At 70.9% G+C, this 22700-nt stretch carries 18 protein-coding genes and 1 pseudogene; 4 read left to right on the plus strand and 15 right to left on the minus strand.

All coding sequences use genetic code 11. The features are described 5' to 3' along the window. Window positions 1–3: 3 nt before the first annotated feature. The 4 genes from BEK98_RS30210 to BEK98_RS30225 all read right to left on the minus strand — a co-directional run bounded on the left by BEK98_RS30210 (window position 4) and on the right by BEK98_RS30225 (window position 4749). Window positions 4–1227, minus strand: a complete 1224-nt coding sequence (locus BEK98_RS30210) for an MFS transporter (RefSeq protein WP_094219879.1) — start codon at window positions 1225–1227, stop codon at window positions 4–6. Continuing rightward, window positions 1227–2474, minus strand: coding sequence for an ATP-grasp domain-containing protein (locus tag BEK98_RS30215; protein ID WP_094219880.1), 1248 nt, complete (start codon window positions 2472–2474; stop codon window positions 1227–1229). Before BEK98_RS30215 ends, BEK98_RS30210 begins: the two co-directional genes overlap by 1 nt. A gap of 99 nt (window positions 2475–2573) precedes the next feature. Then, complete coding sequence (locus tag BEK98_RS30220; RefSeq protein WP_094219881.1) at window positions 2574–3575, minus strand: proline dehydrogenase family protein; 1002 nt, start codon at window positions 3573–3575, stop codon at window positions 2574–2576. Window positions 3576–3612: 37 nt separating this feature from the next. Next, complete coding sequence (locus tag BEK98_RS30225; protein WP_208643272.1) at window positions 3613–4749, minus strand: fatty acid desaturase family protein; 1137 nt, start codon at window positions 4747–4749, stop codon at window positions 3613–3615. Between the two features lie 500 nt (window positions 4750–5249). Here BEK98_RS30225 and BEK98_RS30230 point away from each other — a divergent pair, with 500 nt between their 5' ends. Next, complete coding sequence (locus BEK98_RS30230) at window positions 5250–6119, plus strand: LysR family transcriptional regulator (protein ID WP_094219882.1); 870 nt, start codon at window positions 5250–5252, stop codon at window positions 6117–6119. Between the two features lie 1134 nt (window positions 6120–7253). Here BEK98_RS30230 and BEK98_RS50235 read toward each other — a convergent pair. The 4 genes and pseudogenes from BEK98_RS50235 to BEK98_RS30260 all read right to left on the minus strand — a co-directional run. After that, window positions 7254–7613, minus strand: a pseudogene (locus BEK98_RS50235) (serine/threonine-protein kinase); the annotation flags it as partial. Next, window positions 7610–9253, minus strand: a complete 1644-nt coding sequence (locus BEK98_RS30250; protein ID WP_244202069.1) for a S1 family peptidase — start codon at window positions 9251–9253, stop codon at window positions 7610–7612. The pseudogene BEK98_RS50235 and the gene BEK98_RS30250, both read right to left, overlap by 4 nt. 163 nt (window positions 9254–9416) lie before the next feature. Further along, on the minus strand, window positions 9417–9875 hold the full coding sequence (locus BEK98_RS30255) for a TIGR03668 family PPOX class F420-dependent oxidoreductase (protein WP_094219886.1): 459 nt from the start codon (window positions 9873–9875) through the stop codon (window positions 9417–9419). 16 nt (window positions 9876–9891) lie between these two features. After that, entirely contained in the window at window positions 9892–10542 is a 651-nt protein-coding gene (locus BEK98_RS30260; protein ID WP_094219887.1) for a phosphoribosyltransferase, read from the minus strand. A gap of 183 nt (window positions 10543–10725) precedes the next feature. Here BEK98_RS30260 and BEK98_RS30265 point away from each other — a divergent pair, with 183 nt between their 5' ends. After that, on the plus strand, window positions 10726–11493 hold the full coding sequence (locus BEK98_RS30265) for a polysaccharide deacetylase family protein (RefSeq protein WP_244202074.1): 768 nt from the start codon (window positions 10726–10728) through the stop codon (window positions 11491–11493). A gap of 16 nt (window positions 11494–11509) precedes the next feature. Here the strand turns inward: BEK98_RS30265 and BEK98_RS30270 are convergent, their stop codons facing one another. Next, entirely contained in the window at window positions 11510–12523 is a 1014-nt protein-coding gene (locus BEK98_RS30270; RefSeq protein WP_094219889.1) for a DUF2278 family protein, read from the minus strand. Between the two features lie 193 nt (window positions 12524–12716). Between BEK98_RS30270 and BEK98_RS30275 the strand changes: the two genes are divergently transcribed. Then, window positions 12717–13157 (plus strand): SRPBCC family protein, encoded by a 441-nt coding sequence (locus BEK98_RS30275; protein ID WP_094219890.1) that lies wholly within the window; start codon window positions 12717–12719, stop codon window positions 13155–13157. Window positions 13158–13192: 35 nt separating this feature from the next. Here the strand turns inward: BEK98_RS30275 and BEK98_RS30280 are convergent, their stop codons facing one another. The 6 genes from BEK98_RS30280 to BEK98_RS30305 form a co-directional block, all read right to left on the minus strand. Further along, complete coding sequence (locus tag BEK98_RS30280; RefSeq protein ID WP_094219891.1) at window positions 13193–13750, minus strand: GNAT family N-acetyltransferase; 558 nt, start codon at window positions 13748–13750, stop codon at window positions 13193–13195. 42 nt (window positions 13751–13792) lie between these two features. Further along, the gene (locus tag BEK98_RS30285) at window positions 13793–14944 is read right to left on the minus strand and encodes an XdhC family protein (RefSeq protein WP_094219892.1); all 1152 of its coding nucleotides are present in this window, start codon (window positions 14942–14944) and stop codon (window positions 13793–13795) included. A gap of 50 nt (window positions 14945–14994) precedes the next feature. Next, window positions 14995–16452, minus strand: coding sequence for an NCS2 family permease (locus tag BEK98_RS30290; protein ID WP_094219893.1), 1458 nt, complete (start codon window positions 16450–16452; stop codon window positions 14995–14997). 208 nt (window positions 16453–16660) lie between these two features. Next, window positions 16661–19045: a xanthine dehydrogenase family protein molybdopterin-binding subunit gene (locus BEK98_RS30295; RefSeq protein WP_094219894.1), complete on the minus strand. Its 2385-nt coding sequence runs from the start codon at window positions 19043–19045 to the stop codon at window positions 16661–16663. 1 nt (window position 19046) lies between these two features. Next, window positions 19047–19655, minus strand: coding sequence for a (2Fe-2S)-binding protein (locus tag BEK98_RS30300; RefSeq protein ID WP_094219895.1), 609 nt, complete (start codon window positions 19653–19655; stop codon window positions 19047–19049). Then, window positions 19655–20548 carry an FAD binding domain-containing protein gene (locus BEK98_RS30305; protein WP_094219896.1) on the minus strand — a complete coding sequence of 298 codons (894 nt, stop codon included), beginning with the start codon at window positions 20546–20548 and terminating at the stop codon, window positions 19655–19657. Before BEK98_RS30305 ends, BEK98_RS30300 begins: the two co-directional genes overlap by 1 nt. A 342-nt stretch (window positions 20549–20890) precedes the next feature. Between BEK98_RS30305 and BEK98_RS30315 the strand changes: the two genes are divergently transcribed. Continuing rightward, window positions 20891–22564 carry a PucR family transcriptional regulator gene (locus BEK98_RS30315; protein ID WP_094219898.1) on the plus strand — a complete coding sequence of 558 codons (1674 nt, stop codon included), beginning with the start codon at window positions 20891–20893 and terminating at the stop codon, window positions 22562–22564. The last annotated feature ends 136 nt before the right edge of the window (window positions 22565–22700 follow it).

The following is a 22700-nucleotide window of genomic DNA, read 5'->3' on the forward strand; positions in this document are numbered from 1 at the left end:
GGGTCAGGAGACAGGAGCGGGTTCCGGCTCGGGCTCGGTCAGCCAGAGGTGGGAACTGCGCCGGACGGTGACGATCAGGACGAGCGCGCTACCGACGGCGGCGCCGACCACGTACCACGGGGTCGCCGCGTGGCCGCCTGCCGTGAGCATCAGGCTCAGCTGGGGCACGGCGATCAGGCCCACGTTGACGCCCGCCGAGTAGAGCCCCATGTTGCGGCCGGTGACGGACGGGTCGGAGACCTCGCTGACGTAGTGCAGGAGCGCCGGGAAGACGATCATCTCGGCCGCGGTCCACAGCAGCGTCGCGCCCACCAGCGCGGGGCCCGAACCGGACAGGCCCATCAGCGCGAAGCCCGCGCCGGCCAGCAGATAGCCGACCAGCAGCGAGGCGTAGTGGCTCACGTTCCGCATCGCCGTGTTCAGCGGCACCTCGAAGAGCACGATGGCGCCGGCGTTGACGAAGAAGATGATGCCGGCCCAGAAGCTGTCGAGGCCGCGCTCGTGGATCACGTAGGCGCTGAGGAAGGTCGGCGGCAGCGCGTACGCGAGATGGATCGGGAGAGCCAGCAGGAAGATCGTCCAGAACCGGGTCTCGCCCTTGAGGGTCGGCGCCACCATGCGCCCCCGGACCTGCTTCTCCCCCGCCGCCACGGCCCCCTTGGAGGTCCGCAGGGTGAGGAACACGGCGGTCGCGAGGACGACACAGGCGTTGATGAGGAACAGGCCGGCCGGGCGCCAGGCGAACACGAGTCCGCCCAGCGCCGGTCCGAGGCCCATGCCGACGTTGATGGCGAGCCGGTTGCAGGAGAAGGCGACCTTGCGGTCGCTCTCCCGCGAGTACCGCACAGTCTCCGCGTACGCGGCCGGTGTGAACGCCTCGTAGAAGAAGCCCCAGACGAGGGTGCCCACCGTGAGCAGCGCGGCGCTTTCCGCGAGCGGAAGGATCAGCACCAGCGCCGCGTTGCCCACCAACCCGCTGATCATCACGGTCCGCGCGGACACGAACCGCAGGACCGGCCCGGCCGCGATGTCGGCGGCCAGCGCGCCGACGCCATAGGCGCCGACGATCGAGCCCACCTGCCCCGCGGAGTAGTCGTTCTGTGCCACCAGATAGGCGGACAGGAACGGGAACGCCATGGTTCCGGACCGGAAGAGCAGGGTGGTGATGAACAGGGTACGCAGTTCGGGCGCGAGCCCGCGGACCGCGTGCAGAGTGCTGCGCAGCATCAGACGAGGTACACCTTGTCCTTCAGTTCCTGGAGGCGCTTGTAGTCGTCGAGGACGGCTTCCTGGGTGACCCCCGTCATGAAGATCCTCAGGGGGCTGGTGAGGAGGTCGACGGTACGGCGGACCCGGCCGCCCACCGGCACCTTCACGCTCGGCAGGAACACGGTGGGCAGGGCGGCGATCTCCCGGACGACGGTCTCGTCGATCGCCTTGACCTCGCCTTCCTGTGCGCTGGGCGCGTTGTAGACGACGGCAGGCTGGCGCCGGGTGTAGACGCGGTCGCCGTAGCGCTCCAGGAACTCCTGGGGCCGCATGTAGGACAGGGCGATCAGGTCGGCCTGGTTGTGGCCGAGGCAGACCTGGTGGAAGTCCGGGTTCATGTCGCCGTTGAGCCGGGCGCCGATCTCCACCAGCGCCGGGCCGTTGGAGGTCATCTTGACCTCGGTGTGGGTGGGCCCGAAGCGGATGTTCATGGCCTCGAGGACCTGGTCCACGTAGGCGATCAGCTCGGGCACGGGGAACTCGTCGGCCGGCAGCAGCACATCCTTGTCGTAGATGTTCTTGCCGTTGACGAGCGTCTTCTCGTACTTCCAGACACCGCAGACGAAGCGGTGGCCGTCGTGGCTGACGGTGTCGACGATGTACTCCTCGCCGTCCAGGTAGGACTGGATGAGCACCTCGCGGTTGGGCAGGTCGAAGATGTCCCGCGCGGCCAGCACCTGCTGGGCGGCCTCGCGCACCTCGTCCGCGGTGTTGCAGATGAACACGCCGTCGGTGGAGGCGGAGCTGAGCGGCTTGATGACCACGGGGTAGGTGCCGTGCGCCTCGGCCCAGTCGACGAGGGCCTGCGGGTCGTCGCTCTTGAACTGGTCCGCGCAGTGCAGGCCCGCGGCCCGCAGGACCTCGATCATCTCGTACTTGTCCCGGCGGGCGGCCGACAGGCGCGAGCCGTTGCTGGCCGTGCCCATCAGCTCGCTGAGCCGGTCGGAGAGCGGCACTCCGGGCTCCTGCCCGGCGAGCACGGCGCTGACGCCGTGCGAGCGCAGCTCCTTGACGATCTGCTCCTCGTCCTCGAAGACGAGGTCGGCGATGTAGTCGGCCGTGTTGGGCAGCAGCATCGAAGTCATCCACTCCGGCGTGCTGCGGACATGGACGACTTGGGCACCCAGGCGGGTGAAGGCCGCAGGAAGGAAGTTTCCTGTGGAATAACCGTCGACGATGGCGGCAACAGGCGGAGTGGAGGACAACGGACTACCTTCTTTCGGGTTGGAGCAGGTCGTGCTCGCGGGTGGGAACCTCGCGGGTCGGTACGCGAGGGTCAGTACTCGCGGATGAGTACGCGCTGATCAGTACTCGGAGCCGAAGCGAACCCGCTCCGGTTCGTACAGGTCGGCCAGAGCGGTCAGGGCGACCGGCGGGTACTCGGCGAGGCGGTGCAGGAAGTGCAGCCACCAGTTCTGCCCGTACACCGTGGCCACGCGGCACGGGATGCCGCGGTCCTTGTGTGCCTTGAGCAGGGGCGGGCGGCAGCCGTGCAGCATCTCCAGCTCCTCGACGCGCTCCAACAGCCCACGGCTGTCGAGCAGTTCGAGAAGCGTGGCGTCGTGGGTGGCCACGGCCACGGGGTTGCCGTGGTCGAGGATGCGCTCCAGGATCCGGGCGTAGCGGTCGTTCAGCTCGGTGCCGCGGGGCAGGGCGACGTCCGTGGCCTCGTTGTACACGCCCTTCACCAGGCGGATCTTGCGGCCGAGCGGCAGGACGGTGGCGAGGTCGTCCTCGGTGCGGTGCAGATGGGCCTGGAGGGTCAGGGCGACGTTCTCGTGGTCCTCGGCGAGGCCCTTGAAGACCGTGAGGATGTCGTCCACGAAGGACGAGCGCTCCATGCTGATGAGGATGCCGATGCCCTGCGGGGCGGCGGCCTTGAGCAGGGCGGCCGTGTTGTCCGCGCCGGTCTGGGGCGAGATGAGGGAGCCGACGTTCGACAGGTCGAAGCCGAGCTGGGTGGGGGTGGCGAGGCCGGCGCTCTGGTGACGCTCGATCAGCTTGAGGTACTCGTCGACGACATCGCGCACCTCGTCGGCGTTGCGGGCCTCCTCGCCGACGAACTCGACGCCGGTCCGGTAGCCCTTGGCCTCCAGGACCGGGAGCCGCTCGAAGAGGCCGTCTTGGTCGGCGGCGACTATGTAGCGGTTGGCGGCCGGTGCGAGCAGGGCGGCCATCAGCGGGTTGTCCACGAAGGCGCTACGGCAACGGGTGTCCGCGGCCAGCTTCTTGAGGCCGTTGGTGGCCAGGCGCAGCAGTTCGGGGTCCAGAGCTGCGGCCGCCTGGGCGTCCACGACGTGGCTCATGTGGGGGTGTCCTCTCGGAAGAAGCGACGGGGCTGGGTCAGGCGGCGGTGACGACCCGGGCGAGGGCGGCCGCCTCGGCGAACGTGCCGCCGTCGATCTCGGTGGGGTCGCCTCCGTTGCGACGCCAGTCGCGGTACTTCGAGGCGTAGCTGATGAGGGTCTCCTGGTTCTCGCGGCCCCGGGAGCGGGTCAGGACGCCGGCCCACAGGCCGTCCCAGCGGGCGTAGGCGGTGTCCTCCAGGAGGACCTGGTGGGCCCGCTTCATGTTCCAGAACGGCACGCCGGTGTTGAGGTGGTGCACCAGGTGGTAGTTGTCGTGGTGGCGTCCCAGCAGGAAGCGCTCGATGGCCCAGCCGTGGCGGTTGCGGGTCATGAGGATCTGCTTGTTCTCGCTCTCCGGCAGCGGGTAGTGCTCGGCCAGTTCCGAGAGCCAGCCGACCGCGATCGCGGTGGTGAAGAGCGGGACGAACCAGAACAGCAGCAGCTCGATCAGCCAGCCCTGCCAGGCGCACAGGCCGATGATGGCGGCCCACTGCACCAGCAGGAGGACGCGCTCCGTGGAGAGCCGGATGGGCATGGAGACCGCGACGTCCTTCGGGCTGAAGAAAATACGGTCCCGAATGACGTAGCCGGCGTATTCGAGGGTCCGCATGCCGAACACGGCGAGCGCGATGTTCTTGAGGAAGAACTTCTTGTCGGAGATGCGGTGGTCGTAGATTCCCACGCCCACGTGGAAGTTGTAGTCGGGGTCCTTCTCCGGATCACCCAGGTAACGGTGGTGGAAACCTATGTGGGAATTCCGGTACGGGTTGTACAGATGCAGCACCAGGTATCCCGAGAAGACGGTGCCCAGTGTTACGTTGAGGCGCTGATTCTTGGTGAGAACCTTGTGTGAAGACTCGTGCAGGAGATTGACGAACGCCCGCTGGGTCGACCCGATGAGAATGGCGGCGATCGGGTAGAACCAGTACGACACTCCGACGCACAGGTAGACCGAGGCGGCGACCAGCAGGTAGTCGCACAGGATGGCCAGCGGTGCGTGGTGGTTGTCCAGCTCGCAGAGCTGTTTGAGACGCTTGCGAACTCCTCGGTCGAGCCGGCTGAAGTCCAGACTCAGATCTTCTGCACTTTCCAGTTCTTCACCACTCGCGTTTGCTGCACTTTGAGCAGGCAAGGTCACGTCCCCCAGACAAAGAAATGGACATGCCGCAGCGCAGGTCTATGCGCCGAAACATGAAAAAGAAGCCCGTTCAGGCCTGACAGGCCATACCACCGGACTGCATCCGGGATGCGTCAGACAGGGGCGGTCTGCAAGGGGACCACAGGTGAACCCTGGGAAAAGAAATCCTTGACACTAACAACCCCCGTTGGTGGCGCCTTCGCTTGAGTCAAACACGCTCGACAGTCCGGTTACAAGGGCGAAACTTCGCACCTCGGCAGCCTGCGGCCGGATACTGACTCAAACCCATTCTCGGTCAGCGGAATATATGCTCTTTAAATGACACAAAACAAGCCGTGCGCGGGCGCGACGATGGCGTAATCCTTCCTTCAGGGGTGGCTGCGGCAGCCCCGCGGTGCCGCACGACGTCGATGGTCATCCCTCCCGCGCCCTCCGCCCCCATAAGCAGAGTCGATGGCCATAAGCGATGCCGGGGCGGGGGTTATGCTCCGGTGATGCCCACGACGCTTGCCATGCTGCGCGCCTTCGCCGCCGTCGCCCGTACGGGTTCGTTCCAGCGGGCGGCCGACTCCCTCAAGGTGCGGCAGCCGGCGGTGAGCGACGCGATCCGCCGCCTGGAGTCCGAGGCCGGCCGGCCGCTCTTCAGCCGCACCCGCGACGGCGTGCATCTCACCGACTTCGGGCGGCAGTTGCTCGCCGACGCCCTCGCGGCCGTGGACGCGGCCGACCAGGTCGACGCGCTGCTCGCGGACCGCAGGCCGAGTCTCACGATCGGCTTCATGGGGGAGGCGGCCGGCCGCCGCACCTCGTGGCTGATGAAGCTCGTCCGGGACGAGACCAACGCCGACATCACCCTGCGCCGCTACGACTACGCCGACCCGAGCTGCGGTCTGACGTCCGGTCAGTCCGACCTCGCCATCGTGTGGCCGCCGCTGGACGACCCCACGATCCGGAGCCTGACGGTGGCCAGCGACCGGCGGGCCGTCGCCCTCCCCCTGGACGATCCCCTGGCCGGCCGTGACCGCGTCGAACCCTCCGAACTGGCCGGGCGTACCTGGGTCGTTCCCCTCTCCGAGGACCGGGCCTGGGCCGAGTTCCGCACCCCGCAGGCCGTGGGCATCACCGACCTGCGCGACATGGTGATGTCGGGGTCCATCGAGGAGACCCTCGAACTCGTCTCCGTCGGCCGCGGCGTCGCGCTGGTCTCGGAGAGCACCGACGAGCACTACGCCCGGGCCAACGTGGTCATCGTGCCCCTGTCCGGGAACATCCACTGCTCGACCGCGCTCGCCTGGCGCAGCGCCGACCGGAGGGCCGTGGTACGACGGGTCGCCGAGGCGGCGCTCGACGCGACCGAGCCCTGAGGGTCCTGCATCGATCGTCTCCTCGTCTACGTGCGGTCGCATACGGATGTCACCCGGCTCAGGTTCTCCGCGCATGGCGTCGGAGGCGTCGAAGCAGTGGACCGCCTTGGGGTCGAGGAGGGTCCGGGCCAGGGAGCGGCGCCAGTCGGGGGTGGAGTCACCGGCCGTCGGCTGCGCGTGAGCGCTGACGGAGAGGCCGGCTTCCTCGGTGCTCCACGCCCGCTGGGTCTCGGCGGAGGCGAGGTGCCGGATCAGGTCCTGCGCCTGCGGAGTGGCGTGCGGCAGGGCGACCAGGTCGCCGGAGACCTCCCAGGCGTCGTCCGTGGTGGCGCCGGGAATGAGGCGGGCCGAGTGCTCGTAGCGGCCGCGCGCCTCCCTCCACGGATCCAGGTTGCGGATGAAGGAGGCCTGGTGCTCCAGGGTGCACTGGGGCGGATGCATCCTAACCAGCTCGGACGCCTCTTGGTACTCGGTCCGCAGCGCGCGCAGGACCAGATCCCTGGATCCTCCGGCGCCGACCATGGTCCCCCAGGTGGTCCAGGCCCCCTTCACCTCCTTGGACTGCCAGGGCAGCAGGCCCCGCGCCCAGCGCTCGTAGGTGCCGGGGCCGTACCGCTGCAGCAGGATGTCCTCGATCCAGTCGGTGCCGGGCCAGCCGCTGGTGGCGCCCGAGCCCATGTACCAGACCATGCTCTTGAGGTCGGCCTTGAGCGGGAACCAGTACACGTGCCCTTTCCTGGGGGTTACCCAGGACTTGCTGAAGTCGCCCTGTGGGATGAGCTTCTCGAGCGGCCGCAGCTGCCGCTTGGGCGGAGCGAAGCTCGCGGTGTAGACGCAGGCCGAGCAGCGGTCGCCGATCGCGCGGACCGCGCCCAGTTCGATGACCTTGATCGCCCGTCCGAAGTGGATGACGTTGGCGGGCTTCATGTCGCAGTAGAGCAGCCCGCGTTCGTGCATGTACTGCAGGGCGCCGAGGATCTTGCAGCCGTAGCTGAGGACATGGTCGAGGCGGGGGCGGCCCTGGAAGATCCGCTCGGCGTCGTCGGCGTGGCCGGCGACCAGGTCGTCCTTGTCCAGTTGGGGCAGGAAGGAGTAGGGGGTGCCGCAGCGGGGACATCGACCGGTGGCTCGGGCGGGCTGGCCGCCGTAGCCGACGCCGATGGTCATGGTGCAGCCGTTCGCGCCGCAGCGGCGGCCGCCGGTGGGCGGCCGGGGGTCCTCGACGAGCCCGCCCTCGGGGCCGGGGACGTCGGGCAGCAGGACCAGTCCGTGCTGGTCGAGTTCGCCGACTCCGGCGACGGCGTGGGTGGGCTGCGGGCCGGGCGGCTCCTCGGCGCCGGGGCCGGTCGGCGGGGGCGCGGGCTCGGTCCGTGGTTCGGACTGCCGCTCGGACCGCTGCTCGGTCCGTGGCTCCAGGTGCCGGTGTCCGCAGGTGTCGCAGAAGCCGGTGCCCATGATGCGGCCCGCGCAGCCGGGCCGGATGCACGAGGTCATGGGGTGCCGTCCCTTCCGGTCGCCGCGCCGGAGCAGAAGCCGACGAACCGCCGGGCGGCGGTCTCCGCCTCGTCCACGTCGCAGGGGCTCTGCCTCAGCAGCGACAGGGCGAGTTCGTAGCGCCGGTAGGCCTCCATGACCCGGTCGCCGCCCTGGGCCGCGGCCCGTTCCCGGCACAGCGGCCACTCGGCGGAGACCCGGCCGAGGAGTTCCTCCCGGCGGCGCAGCCGGTCGTCGAGGACCGAGATCGCCTGTTCCAGGCGCCGGCGGCGGCGCTCGGCGGTGTCCTCGAAGGTGAACAGCAGGTCGGCGTGGCGGGGTTCCCGCTCCCGCTCGGGGGTGTGGGCGATCCAGGCGAGCAGCATCCGGGTGCGCCGCACGCCGGCCTCGGCCTGGTCCAGCAGCTGCCGGGTGCCGGGGTCCACCGCCACGCGGTCCCGGCGTTCGTCGAGCGCGGGCCCCAACTCGTCGACGATGTGGTCGAGTTCGCGGTGCAGCCGGGTCCAGCGGGTGCGCAGCGGACGCTGGACGAAGGATTCGGCGGCCTGGGCCGCGCGGCCGCCGCGGCGGAAGACCAGGAGCAGCCGGGCCCCCTGCCGGGCGAGCCGGCCCAGCAGACCGAGCAGGGCGTCGGGTTCGGCGGCCTGGTCGACGCCGACCAGGACGGCGGCGAGCGGGACGCGCAGGGCGCCGAGCCGTTCGGGCCGGGGGTCGCCGCGGATGCCGAGCCGCTCGGCGATCCGGTCCATGACCTGACCGACCGTCATGTCCTTGACGTCCAGGGCGAGATCGTGGCCGCCGACCGGGGGCACGGTCTCGGGCGGGTCGTGGCTGAAGGCGCTGGTGTTCTGCTGGGTGCGCAGCTCCCGGTCGGCCAGGGTGACGGCGCGGGTGAGGGTCCAGGCGCGCGGGCTGCGGGCCGGGACGACGGTGACGAGCACCGGCCAGCCCTCGCCCCGGAACCAGCAGGCGAGTTCGGTGGCGAACGGGACGTCGAGCCGGGCGGCGGCGCCCGTCGCGCCGGGGCGCAGCGCCGGGTCGACGGCTTCGGCGCCGTCGCTCCAGGCGGCGGCCTGCGGCAGATGGCTCAGGATGGTCTCGGTGGGGCTCATGCAGCTGAAGACGGAGCCCGGGCCCTCGTCGACGCGGAGGACGATCCCGATGACCTCGTCGGTCTCGTGGTCGACCACTCCCCCGCCGCTGAAGCCCGGGGCGGCCGGCTCGCCCAGGGTCTGCGGGCGCAGCTGCACCTGGTGGTCCCGGCCGCGGGCGGCTACCAGGGTGGCGCCGTGCCAGCGGCCGCCGTCGTCGCCGCCGCCGTCCAGGAAGCCGTACATGCTCACCGGTCCGTGCGGTGAGGCGAGCCGGTAGAGCCGGGCGGTGTGTTCGGCGGGCAGCGGGTCCGCCAGCCGCAGCAGGGCCAGGTCGCCGCTGCGGTCGCCGAAGGCGTCCTTCCGCTGCGGCACGTGCTCGTCCGCCCGGACCGTGGCGGCCACGCCGGGTACGCCCGGCACGCCGACGAAGTGGACGACGTAGGGCCGGCCGGGCCGGACGACATGGGCCGCCGTGAGCACCCGGTCAGGAGCGAGGAGCACCCCCGCGCCGAGCACCCGCCCGTCCTCTTCCTCGATGCGAGCCACCCAAGGTGGCGTCCGTAAGCGCGACTTGACGGCTCGCTCCCCCGTGCGCGTCATGTCACGAGAGGTTACTCCGCGTGCCCTTCCGGGACCACTGGTGTGCACGGGGTTGTCGCGGACGGGCGGGACGGGGGCGTCCGTACCGGACTCCTCGCCGGGTCCGGCGTCACCGCGCGCGGGCCTCCCATCCGGTCCATCTCCGCACGGTGACGGCGATCACCGGGCCGCCCGGCGGGTGGTCCCGGTACTGCGGGTACTTCGCGCACAGCAGCCGTACGGCGGTCTCGTGGGCGTGGCGTACGGCCGGTTCGGCCGCGTCGGGCGGCAGGACGTGGGCCTCGCCGTCGGCGCGGACCCACCACAGCTGGTCCCAGTTCTCGTCGTAGGCGTCCGCGAGCAGGCACACCGACGGGTGTGCGGCGATGTTGCCCAGCCGCTTGAGGCGGGCGGTGGTCTTGGGTTTGTGGTCGACGGCGGTCACGAGCCGGTCGGTGCCGTCGACGGCGTGCCCGGCGAAGACCACCGGCACCAGGTGCGGGCGACCCGCCGCGTCCACCGTGGCCAGCCGGGCCACCCGCGCGGCACCGAACCGGCGCCGTGCCTCCGCCGCGTCCAGTGCGGGCATCCTCGCTCCTCGGCGTTCAGCGCGCGTGCAGTGCGTCGAGCACGTCGAGCACGTCCGCGTCGGTCAGCTGGCCGAAGTCGGCGTACCACTGGCCGACGGCGCTGAACCCGGCCGGGCGGTGCGGGCACACGATGACGTCGGCCTCGTCCGCGAGCAGGTCGAGGGAGTCCGGGGCGCCGACCGGGACGGCCAGCACGACCCGGGCCGGGGCCCGGCGCCACACATGGCGCAGGGCGGCGCGGGCGGTGGCGCCGGTGGCCAGGCCGTCGTCGACGACGATCACCGTACGGCCCTTCAGCTCCGGCGGCGGGCGGTCGCCGCGGTAGCGGTGCTCGCGCCGGGCCAGCTCGGCCCGTTCCCGCTCCACGGTCGGGCGGAGCCGTTCCTCGGTCAGGCCCAGGCGGTCGAGGGTGTCCGAGTCGAAGAGGGGCGGGTCGTCGGCGGCGAGGGCGCCGACGGCGAACTCCTCGTGGTGCGGGGCGCCGATCTTGCGTACGACGAGCACGTCGAGCGGGGCGTCGAGGGCGCGGGCGACGGGCGCGGCGACGGCGATCCCGCCGCGGGGCAGGGCCAGGACGACGGGGTCCGGAAGCTCGCCCTTGTCGCGCAGGTCGCTCAGCAGGCCGGCGAGTCTCCGTCCGGCCTCGGCGCGGTCCCGGTAGTGCATGGGCCCGTCCTCTCGCCGGGGTTCCCTCCCCCGTACCTCCATGGTGCTACGGCGGCCGGACCTGCGGTTGGAACACCTCACAGATAATCGAACTCATGAGCTATACACAGAGTGTATAGTCCCGGCATGCCTCTTTCGACTTCGACCGAGATGAACCCCGCCCCGCAGCACGCGCACATGAAGATGCGCACGGGGCGCCGAAGGTTGCGTCTGACCGCGCTCGCCTCGGCCGCCGCCTGTCTGGCGCTGACGCTGTCCGGCTGCGCGGAGGTCGACACGACCGCGCCGAGCTCGGCGCGGGCCGATGCGGCACACGGGGCACCGGCCCGCTTCGGGTCCGTCGACTGCCGCGAGGCCAAGTGCATCGCGCTCACGTTCGACGCCGGGCCCAGCGAGAATTCCGCGCGGCTGCTGGACATCCTCAAGGAGAAGAAGGTCCCGGCGACCTTCTTCCTGCTCGGCGCACGGCACATCGAGAAGTACCCGGAGCTGGTCAAGCGGATGGCGGCCGAGGGCCACGAGGTGGCGAGCCACACCTGGGACCACAAGATCCTCACCCGGATCTCGGACACGCAGATACGCGAAGAGCTGAAGCGGCCCGACGACGCGATAGAGCGGCTCACCGGGCACAGGCCCACGCTGATGCGCCCGCCGCAGGGCCGTACGGACGCCGACGTGCACAAGATCGCGAAGCAGGAGGGCCTCGCCGAGGTGCTGTGGAGCGTCACCGCGAAGGACTACACGACCAACGACTCCGCGCTCATCACCAAGCGAGTCCTCGCCCAGGCGTCCCGGGACGGGATCATCCTGCTGCACGACATCTACAAGGGCACCGTGCCCGCCGTGCCCGGCATCATCGACGCCCTGAAGGCGCGCGGCTACGTCTTTGTGACGGTCCCTCAGCTCCTGGCACCCGGCAAGGCCGAGCCGGGGAAGGTGTACCGGCCCTAGGGGGGTGTCCTCTGGATCAGAACACCACGGACCAGCCTTCGCGCGCGGCCTGTTCGGCGGTGTACGAGACACCGTGGACCTTGAGGCCGGCCGCGTCCAGGAGGGTGATCTCGCCGCCATGGTCGGTGAGTCGGGTGCCGTCGGTGATCGGGACGGCGAGGCTGGCGCCCGGTGCGAGGGGGGCCGTGGCGGACACCGGCATGCCCTGGCCCACGCGGGCGACGAGGCTCCAGCCGGTCAGATCGACCGGGTCGGGCGAGGCGTTGAGGAGGGTGACGGTCTCCGCCTCGGGGGCGGGGCCCTTCGGGTTGACGAGCGCCGCCACGATCCGCACGGGCCGGGTGCCGGGCTCGGGCCGGCTGCCGTCGACCTTGCGGAGGGCGTGTCCGGTGGTGTCGTCGGTGTGCCAGGACTGGCTCTGGAAGGCGAGGAAGATGCCGACCCAGCGGGACTGTCCGGGGAAGTGCAGGAGCAGTCCGCCGTCCTGCCAGACGCCATCGTCGCCGCTGAAGCGGCCGCTGTTGCCCTGGTTCATATGGATGTCGTGGACGCCGTTGCCGGGCAGGAAGCCGAACACCTTGTCCTTGACGGCCGGTTCGGGCCCGAAGCGGGCGCCGAAGAGATACAGGCGCGCCTGAGCGTCGTCGATCGCGCGCTGCACGTAGTGGTCGAGGAGGTCCGCGAGGTCATTGTCGGGGCCCGCGACGTCCGGTGGCAGCGTGCGCAGTCCGGCCGGGTCGAAGAGGTTGCCGCGCACGAAGTCCAGGTTCGGCCCGTCTGGGCCGGGCGGCAGCGGGTTCCAGCCGCCGGACAGGTCCTCCAGGCGGGCGGTCACCGGGTGCTTGAAGTCGTCGGCGACCAGGTAGAGCAGGTCGGCCGGCTTCTGCTGGGAGAGCACGTTGACCGCGGCGCGGTAGTGCGTCCCCTGATCGTCGGTGAGATGGATCTGGTAGTGCGGAGTCTCCCTCGCGCCCTCGCGCCGGGTGTCGACGGCGCGGGCGATGAGGACGCCGTAGGTCTTCAGCGGCATGTGGATCAACTCCCCCTGCGGGCGGGGAGGTTGCCCGGCCCATGGCAGGAAGCGTAAGCGGGTGGCGGTCGTCGCTCCGTCCCTCGCACCGACTGTTCGCGGATACGACTCCTCACGGACACCCGGCTGCGCCGAGCGGCGGAGCCGGGGGCGAAGGTGCGGGTGACCGGCGACGATTCCCTACGATCGTGCCGTGCCCTTCTTCTCTTTCGAACGCACCGTGCCTCTCCCCCTCGACGAGGCGTGGCGACGGCTCACGGAGTGGCCCCGCCATGGTGATGTGGTTCCGCTGACCCGGATCACCGTGGTCACGCCCACGCCGACCCGGGAGGGCACGCGCTTCGTGGCCCGTTCGGGCCTCGGCCCCCTCTCCTTCAACGATCCCATGGAAGTCACGGTCTGGCATCCGCCGGTGGACGACGAGCCCGGGCTGTGCCGGCTCGACAAGCGCGGGCGGGTCGTCCAGGGCTGGGCGGAGATCGAGGTCCGCCCCGGGCCCGGGGGCCGCGCCCGGGTGGTGTGGCGGGAGGAACTGCGGGTCCGGTTCCTCCCCCGCTTCTTCGACGGCGTGCTGGAGCGAGCGTCACGCGCGGTGTTCGGACGGGCGGTGAACAGACTCCTCAGACGGGCGTGAGAGGGTGCCGCCCCCGCCGCCCCCCGCCGCCGCTCTCAGCGGTCCTTCGCGGCCCAGTGCTCCGGCCGTGCGACATAGATCCAGTCGAAGCCGTCGTATCCCTCGGTGTCGAGATGCCGCGCCCGGCTGAGTCCGGCGCGCACGGCCACGCGCTGGGAGGCGAGGTTCGCCGGCCGGATACGCGCGATCAGCGGGAGGTCGGGCGCGTGCCGGGACGCCCAGGTGGTGACCGCTGCGGCGGCCTCACCGGCGAAGCCCTGGCCCCAAGCCCCGGTGGCGAAGCGGTAGAAGAGGTTCAGGACCCGCTCCCCGTGCAGTTCCATGGACTTGACTCCGCAGAACCCGACCTGCCGGGCGGAGCCGTGCCGCCGGACCACCCAGTACCCGTATCCGTGCCGCTCCCACTGGGCGTCCCAGCGCCGGTAGAGCGCTTCCGCCTCCTCGAACCGGGCGAGTGCGTCGGAGGGGTTGTGGGTGCATGTCCCGGGATCGCTGTGGACGGCGAGGATCGCGTCGATGTCGGCTTCGCCCGGCCGTCGTAGCGACAGCCGGGCGGTCAGCAGCTCCTCGGCCGTCGTGCTCCCGTCACTCATGTCAAGATCGTAGAACCGGGCGCAGCCGCTCGGAAAGAGCCGTCAGGCCACCGACCCGATCCGCTGTGTCGGCAGGGCCGTCGGGTCGTGGTGGATGGGGATGTGGGCGCCGGTCAGGGACGTCCCGCTGCCGCCGCGGCGGCTGGCGACGATCTCCGCGGCGATGGAGAGTGCCGTCTCCTCGGGCGTACGGGCGCCGAGGTCGAGGCCGATCGGGGAGCGCAGGCGGGCCAACTCCAGCTCGGTGACGCCGACTTCACGCAGGCGTTCGTTGCGGTCGAGGTGGGTGCGGCGGGAGCCCATCGCGCCGACGTAGGCGACCGGCAGGCGCAGGGCCAGCGCCAGGAGCGGTACGTCGAACTTGGCGTCGTGGGTGAGGACGCACAGGACGGTACGGCCGTCGACCTCGGTGCGCTCCAGGTACGTGTGGGGCCACTCGACGACGATCTCGTCGGCCTCCGGGAAGCGGGTGCGGGTGGCGAACACCGGGCGGGCGTCGCACACGGTGACGTGGTAGCCCAGGAACTTGCCGACGCGGGCCAGGGCGGAGGCGAAGTCGATGGCGCCGAAGACGATCATGCGGGGGGCGGGGACCGACGACTCGACCAGGAGGGTGAGCGGGGCGCCGCAGCGGGAGCCCTGTTCGCCGATCTCCAGGGTGCCGGTGCGGCCCGCGTCCAGGAAGGCGCCGGCCTCGGCGGCGACCGTGCGGTCCAGTTCGGGGTGGGCGCCGAAGCCGCCGTCGTGGGAGCCGTCGGTGCGCACCAGGAGGGCGCGGCCCACCAGTTCGGCCGGTCCGGTGACGACCCGCGCGACCGCCGCCGCCTCCCCACGGGCGGCGGCGGCCAGCGCGGCCGCGAGCACCGGCCGGGCGGGACCGTCCGCCCGGACCGGTGTGACGAGGATGTCGATGACGCCGCCACAGGTCAGGCCGACGGCGAACGCGTCCTCGTCGCTGTACCCGAAGCGTTCGAGGACGGTTTCCCCGTCCTCGAGCGCCTGTCGGCACAGCTCGTACACGGCGCCCTCCACGCAACCGCCGGAGACCGAGCCGATGGCCGTGCCGTCGGCGTCCACCGCGAGGGCGGCGCCGGGCCGGCGTGGGGCGCTGCCGCCGACGGCCACCACGGTGGCGACGGCGAAGTCACGGCCCTGCTCGACCCACCGGTTCAGTTCCTCGGCGATGTCCAGCATCTCTCGGTCTCCTTAACGGGGTTGCGTGGAAGGAGCGTCGGTCGGGGCGACTAGTGCACGCCGAGCCAACCCTCGATGGGGTGCAGACCGAAGTAGATCAGGAAGATGACCGTCAGACCCCACATGAAGGCGCCGATCTCGCGGGCCTTGCCCTGGGCGGTCTTGATGGCCACGTAGGAGATGACGCCCGCGGCGACACCGGTGGTGATGGTGTACGTGAACGGCATCAGGACGACGGTCAGGAAGACCGGGATCGCGGTGGCGCGGTCGGCCCAGTCCACGTGCCGGGCGTTCATCAGCATCATGGCGCCGATGACGACCAGGGCGGCGGACGCGACCTCCTGCGGGACGATCGCGGTGAGCGGGGTGAAGAAGAGACAGGCCGCGAAGAACAGGCCGGTGACCACGGAGGCCAGACCCGTGCGGGCTCCCTCGCCGACGCCGGTGGCCGACTCGATGAAGACCGTCTGGCCGGAGCCGCCCGCCACACCGCCGATCGCACCGCCGGCACCGTCGATGAACAGCGCCTTGGACAGGCCCGGCATACGGCCCTTGTCGTCGGCCAGGTTGGCCTCGGTGCCGACGCCGATGATGGTGGCCATCGCGTCGAAGAACCCGGCGAGCACGAGCGTGAAGACGATCATGCCGACGGTCATGGCGCCGACCTTGCCCCAGCCGCCGAACTCGACGTGCCCGAAGAGCGAGAAGTCGGGCATCGAGACCGCGCTGCCGTGCAGTTCGGGGGTGCCGTTCGCCCACTGCTTGGGGTCGATGACGCCGAGCCCGTTGAGGACGGCGGCGACGATCGTGCCGGAGATGATGCCGATGAGGATGGCGCCGGGGATGTTCCGGGCCTGCAGCATGAAGATCAGCAGGAGGGTGCCGGCGAAGAGCAGCACCGGCCAGCCGGCGAGTTCGCCCGCCGGGCCGAGGCTGACGGGGGTGTGCTCGCCCTGGTGCACGAAGCCGGCCTTGTAGAAGCCGATGAGGGCGATGAAGAGGCCAATGCCCATCGTGATGCCGTGCTTGAGCGCGAGCGGAATCGCGTTCATGATCATCTCACGCAGGCCGGTGACGACCAGCAGCATGATGACGACGCCGTACATCACGCACATGCCCATGGCCTGCGGCCAGGTCATGTTGGGGGCGACCTGCGAGGACAGGACGCCGGAGACGGAGAGGCCGGCGGCGAGCGCGAGCGGCACCTTGCCGACGAAGCCCATCAGCAGCGTGGTGAAGGCCGCCGCGAACGCGGTCGCGGTGATGACGGCCTTCTGGCCGAGCGTGTCCCCGCCCACGTCCTTGCCGGACAGGATGAGCGGGTTGAGCAGGAGGATGTAGGCCATCGCCATGAAGGTGGTGATGCCGCCGCGGACCTCTCGCGAGACCGTGGACCCTCTCTTGGATATGTGGAAGTACCTGTCGAGCCAGGCACGCCCGGCCGAAACGCGGCTGCCATCGCCCGCGTCGTCGGCTGCGGTCCTGGGCTCCACTGACTGCTGGGTCATGGGCCATCTCCCAAGGTTCAAAGGGGCACCCGTACAACCGCCCTGACGGTCACGGGATTTGGGGAATGGACGACCCGGGGGACGGCCCGAGACGAACGAATTTCCTGGTACTTCAAGGACCGCGAGCGGTGCGGAACTCAAAGAGGTTCCTCCGGGCGACGCGGCGGAGTGTGTGACGTTCCCTCACGCCGCCCGGAGAGCTTGGGTGTTACGCGGTCCCCGTCAGGTGCTCGGGCCGTACCGGAGTGCGGTTGAGCTCCAGCCCGGTCGCGTTCCGGATCGCCGCGAGGACGGCCGGAGTGGACGACAGGGTGGGGGCTTCGCCGATGCCGCGCAGCCCGTACGGGGCGTGGTCGTCGGCGAGTTCGAGCACGTCGACCGGGATGGTCGGCGTGTCGAGAATCGTGGGGATGAGGTAGTCCGTGAAGGAGGGGTTCCTGACCTTCGCGGTCTTCGGGTCGACGATGATCTCCTCCATCACCGCCACGCCCAGGCCCTGGATGGTGCCACCCTGGATCTGGCCGACGACGGAGAGCGGGTTGAGGGCCTTGCCGACGTCCTGGGCGCAGGCCAGCTCGATGACCTTGACCAGGCCGAGTTCGGTGTCGACCTCGACCACCGCGCGGTGCGCGGCGAAGGAGTACTGGACGTGTCCGTTGCCCTGGCCGGTGCGCAGGTCGAAGGCCTCGGTCGGCCGGTGCCGCCACTCCGCCTCGATCTCGACGGCCTCGTCGCCGAGGACGTCGACCAGGTCGCCGAGGACCTCGCCGCCGTCGGTGACGACCTTGCCGCCCTCCAGCAGGAGTTCGGCGGTGGCCCAGGCCGGGTGGTAGGTACCGAACTTGCGGCGGCCCAGCTCCAGCACCTTCTCGCGGACGAGTTCGCTGGTGTGCTTGACCGCGCCGCCGGTGACGTACGTCTGCCGGGAGGCCGAGGTCGAACCGGCGCTGCCCACCCGGGTGTCGGCCGGGTGGATCGTCACCTGGGTGACGCCCAGCTCGGTGCGGGCGATCTGCGCGTGGACGGTGACACCGCCCTGGCCGACCTCCGCCATCGCGGTGTGCACGGTCGCGACCGGCTCGCCGTTGACGACCTCCATGCGCACCTTGGCGGTGGAGTAGTCGTCGAAGCCCTCGGAGAAGCCGACGTTCTTGATGCCGACCGCGTAGCCGATCCCGCGTACGACGCCTTCGCCGTGCGTGGTGTTGGACAGGCCGCCGGGCAGCTGCCGTACGTCGGCGCCCTCGCTGGACTCCCACTGGCGCTCGGGCGGCATCGGCATCGCCTTGACGCGGCGCAGCAGTTCGGCGACCGGGGCCGGGGAGTCGACCGGCTGCCCGGTCGGCATGAGGGTCCCCTGCTCCATCGCGTTCAGCTGCCGGAACTCCACCGGGTCCATGCCCAGCTTCTTCGCCAGCTTGTCCATCTGCGCCTCGTAGGCGAAGCACGCCTGGACCGCGCCGAAGCCGCGCATGGCGCCGCAGGGCGGGTTGTTGGTGTAGAGGGCGATGGCCTCGATGTCGACGTCGTCGATCACGTACGGGCCGACGCTCAGCGAGGAGGCGTTGCCGACGACCGCCGGGGAGGCGGAGGCGTAGGCGCCGCCGTCCAGGACGATCTTGCACTTCATGTGCGTGAGCTTGCCGTCCTTGGTGGCGCCGTGCTCGTAGTAGAGCTTCGCCGGGTGCCGGTGGACGTGCCCGAAGAAGGACTCGAACCGGTTGTAGACGATCTTGACGGGCTTGCCGGTGCGCAGCGCCAGCAGGCAGGCGTGGATCTGCATCGACAGGTCCTCACGGCCGCCGAACGCGCCACCGACGCCGGCCAGCGTCATGCGCACCTTCTCCTCGGGCAGGCCGAGGACCGGGGCGATCTGCCTGAGGTCCGAGTGCAGCCACTGGGTGGCGATGTAGAGGTGGACGCCGCCGTCCTCCTCCGGCACGGCGAGGCCGGACTCGGGGCCGAGGAAGGCCTGGTCCTGCATGCCGAAGGTGTACTCGCCCTCGACGATCACGTCGGCCCGCTTGCGGGCCTCCTCCACGTTGCCGCGGATGATCGGCTGGCGGTGCACGATGTTGGGGTGCGGGACGTGGCCGGAGTGGTGGTCGTCGCGGCCCTCGTGGACGAGGATCGCGTCCGGCGCGGTCGCGGAGGCCTCGTCGGTGATGACGGGCAGCTCCTTGTACTCCACCTTGATCTTGGCGGCGGCGCGGCGGGCCGTCTCCGGGTGGTCGGCGGCGACGAGCGCGACCGGCTCACCGTGGTGACGTACCTTGCCGTGGGCGAGAACCGGGGTGTCCTGGATCTCCAGGCCGTAGTTCTTCACCGCGGTCGGCAGGTCGTCGTAGGTCAGGACCGCGTAGACGCCCGGCGTGGCGAGGGCTTCGCCCGTGTCGATCGAGACGATCTCGGCGTGGGCGACGGTGGAGCGCAGGATCTGGCCCCACAGCATGTCCTCGTGCCACATGTCGGACGAGTACGCGAACTCGCCGGTGACCTTGAGGGTGCCGTCCGGGCGGAGCGTGGACTCGCCGATGCCGCCCTTGGTCTGGGAGCCCTGCGTGATCTTCGTGGGAGCGCCGTTGGTCGGCATGTCAGACCCCCTCGGACTGGCGGGCGGCCGCCAGACGGACCGCGTCCATGATCTTCTCGTAGCCCGTGCAGCGGCACAGGTTGCCCGAGAGCGCCTCGCGGATGTCCGCGTCGGTCGGGTCGGGGTTGTTCTCCAGCATCTCGTCGGCGGCGACGAGCAGACCGGGGGTGCAGAAGCCGCACTGGACGGCGCCGGCGTCGATGAACGCCTGCTGGATCGGGGAGAGCTCCGTGCCCTCACCGGTCTGCGAGTCGGTGCCCTTGGCCTGCCTCCCCCAGGCTTCGCCCGGGGGGACCCCCAGCTGGGCGTCCTGCAGCGTCGTACCGCAGGTGCCGGTCGCGCAGCCGCCCTCGGAGCGCTGCTTGGCGTAGTCGGCCAGGCCCTCCACGGTGACGACCTCGCGGCCCTCGACCTGGCCGGCCGCGACCAGGCAGGAACAGACCGGGACGCCGTCCAGGCGCACGGTGCAGGAGCCGCACTCGCCCTGCTCGCAGGCGTTCTTGGAGCCGGGCAGGCCCAGGCGCTCGCGCAGGACGTACAGCAGGGACTCGCCCTCCCAGACGTCGTCTGCTTCCTGCGGACGTCCGTTGACAGTGAAGTTGACGCGCATTACGCAGCTCCCTCCGAGGCGCGGCGGGCGTCGCGGTACGACTCCCAGGTCCAGGTGAGCGTCCGGCGGGCCATGACGCCGACCGCGTGGCGGCGGTAGCTCGCGGTGCCCCGGACGTCGTCGATCGGGTTGCAGGCGGCGGAGCACAGGTCCGCGAACTGCTTGGCGGCCGACGGCGTGATGATCTTTCCGTTGTCCCAGAAGCCGCCCTCTTCCAGGGCCGCGTTCAGGAAGTCCTCCGCGGTCTTCGCCCGCACGGGGGTCGGGGCGGCGGAGCCGATGCCGGTCCGGACCGTGCGGGTCTCCGGGTGCAGGGCGAGACCGAAGGCGCACACCGCGATGACCATGGCGTTGCGGGTGCCGACCTTGGAGTACTGCTGCGGGCCGTCCGCCTTCTTGATGTGGACGGCGCGGATCAGCTCGTCGGGCTGGAGCGCGTTGCGCTTGACGCCGGTGTAGAACTCGTCGATCGGGATCAGGCGGGTGCCGCGGGCCGCCGACTCCGCCTCGACCTCGGCGCCGGCCGAGAGGAGGGCGGGGTGGGCGTCACCGGCGGGCGAGGCCGTGCCGAGGTTGCCGCCGACGCCACCGCGGTTGCGGATCTGCGGGGAGGCGACCGTGTGCGAGGCGAGCGCCAGGCCGGGCAGCTCGGCACGGAGATTCTCCATGATCTTGGTGTACGAGACGGAGGCACCCAGCCGCACGGTGTCCTCGCCGACCTCCCACTCGGTGAGGTCGCCGATGCGGTTCAGGTCGAGCAGGTACTCGGGCCGGCGATGGTCGAAGTTGATCTCGACCATCACATCGGTGCCACCCGCGATCGGCACAGCGGTGGGGTGCTCGGCCTTCGCGGCGAGCGCCTCCTCCCAGCTGGCGGGGCGAATGAAGTCCATGACCGGCTCTCTTCTTCGTCTCGTGGGTCGTACGTATTGAGCCAATCCGTCTGCGGCGGGCCCGGCTTGTTCATGTCCTGTTAACGCGGCGTGGACTCAGTACACCGCCCCGTACTCCGACGCGGTCAGTCACCGAAACCATGAAGGAGTTGGCTGGCCACGGCGATCGTCTTGTAGATTCGTATGAACGGAGGTCATCGGTAACCCCTCCGTTTTCCTCGGGAAACGCTGGAAACAGCCCGACGACCCCGGAGAACGGCCTGCGCGCCCCGCGTCGGGTCACTCCCCCGTCACCCATCAAGATTCATCGTAGGTTTCGAGACAAAGAACGGCGGCGACGAGATGCGGCTGCGCGCACTGCTGGACACCGATGCGCTGGGCCTGCGGCTGCTCGGCGGCGAGGACGAGCTGGACCGCTCGGTCCGCGGGGTCATGACCACCGACCTGCGCGACCCGAGCCGCTACCTCTCCGGCGGCGAGCTGGTACTGACGGGCCTGGCCTGGCGCCGGGACGCCGACGACTCCGAACCCTTCGTGCGCATCCTGGCGCAGGCCGGGGTGGCGGCCCTCGCGGCCGGCGAGGCCGAGCTGGGCGATGTGCCCGAGGACCTGGTGCTGGCCTGCGCCCGGCACCGGCTGCCGCTGTTCGCGGTGCACGAGTCGGTGGCGTTCGCGACCATCACCGAGCACGTCGTACGGCAGGTCTCCGGCGAGCGGGCCGGGGACCTGGCGGCCGTGGTCGACCGGCACCGCCGGATGATGACCTCGGGCCCGGCCGGCGGCGGCCCGGACGTGGTCCTCGACCTGCTCGGATCCGATCTGGACCTGCGCGCCTGGGTGCTCTCCCCCGCCGGCCGGCTGATCGCGGGCTCGAAGGTCACGGGCCCCGAGCTGCCGCCGGAGACCTGCGCCAAGCTCGCCGCCGAGCACCTGGCGGCCGCCCGCACCGGCCGCCGCGGACCGCACCGGATGGTGCTGGGCGGCTCCCGGTACTCGCTCTTCCCGATCCGCTCCTCCGGGCGCTCCCCGCAGGCCGCCCGCGACGTCCGCGAGACGGTCCTGTCGGACTGGCTGCTGGCCGTGGAGGCGGACGCGGGCGACTGGCCGGAAGAGCGCCTCGACCTGCTCCAGGGCGTCACCCAGCTGATCGCCGTAGAACGGGACCGCCGGGACGCGGCGCGTACGGTACGGCGCCGGCTCGCGCAGGAGGTGCTGGAGCTGGTGCAGACGGGCGCGGCGCCCGCCGAGATCGCCGCCCGCCTGAGGGTCGCCGCGCCGGTGCTGCTGCCCGGGCTCGGGGCGGCCCCGCACTGGCAGGTCGTGGTGGCCCGCGTGGAGTGGGAAGGCGGCGCGGTCGAGGGCGGCCCGGTCGCCCAGTCGCTGCTGGAGGAGGTCCTGGTCGACCCGCTGGCCACGGGCCCGGAGCCCTCGGACCGCATCGCCGTCGCGCACACGGGCGACGAGGCCATCGCGCTGGTCCCCCTCCCGGCGGTCTCCACCGAGCACGACGGCTCGGAGTCCGGCCTGCTCGCCGACGCGCTGCTCCAGACGGTCCGCGAGCCGCTGTCGGCGGGCCTCAACGACGACGGGCGGCTCACCCTCGGCGTCAGCGCCGCCGTGCACTCGGCGGAGGGGCTGCGCGGCGCCCTGGAGGAGGCCCGGCACGCCCGCCGGGTCGCCGCGGCCCGCCCCGGCCGGGTCTGCGCGGCCGGCCACCAGGAACTGGCCTCCCACGTCCTGCTGCTCCCGTTCGTCCCGGACGACGTCCGCCGCGCCTTCACGGCCCGCCTGCTCGACCCCCTGAAGGACTACGACCAACGCCACCGCGCCGAACTGATCCCGACCCTGGAGGCGTTCCTGGAGTGCGACGGCTCCTGGACCCGCTGCGCCACCCGCCTCCACCTGCACGTCAACACGCTGCGCTACCGGGTGGGCCGCATCGAGCAGTTGACGGGACGGGACCTGTCGCGCCTGGAGGACAAGCTGGACTTCTTCCTGGCGCTGCGGATGAGCTGAGCTCAGGCGGGCGCGGGGTGATCAAACCAACTCACGCCAATGCCCCGCCACTTTGTGAAAACTTTCACCCATCCTCTTGGCCCGGCCCCGTCATTGGTGCTGGAATGCCGCCACCACTCAACAGCTCGACGGCGTG

It is taken from the genome of Streptomyces diastatochromogenes, from assembly GCF_002242805.1.
GTDB classification, from domain to species: Bacteria; Actinomycetota; Actinomycetes; order Streptomycetales; family Streptomycetaceae; genus Streptomyces; species Streptomyces diastatochromogenes.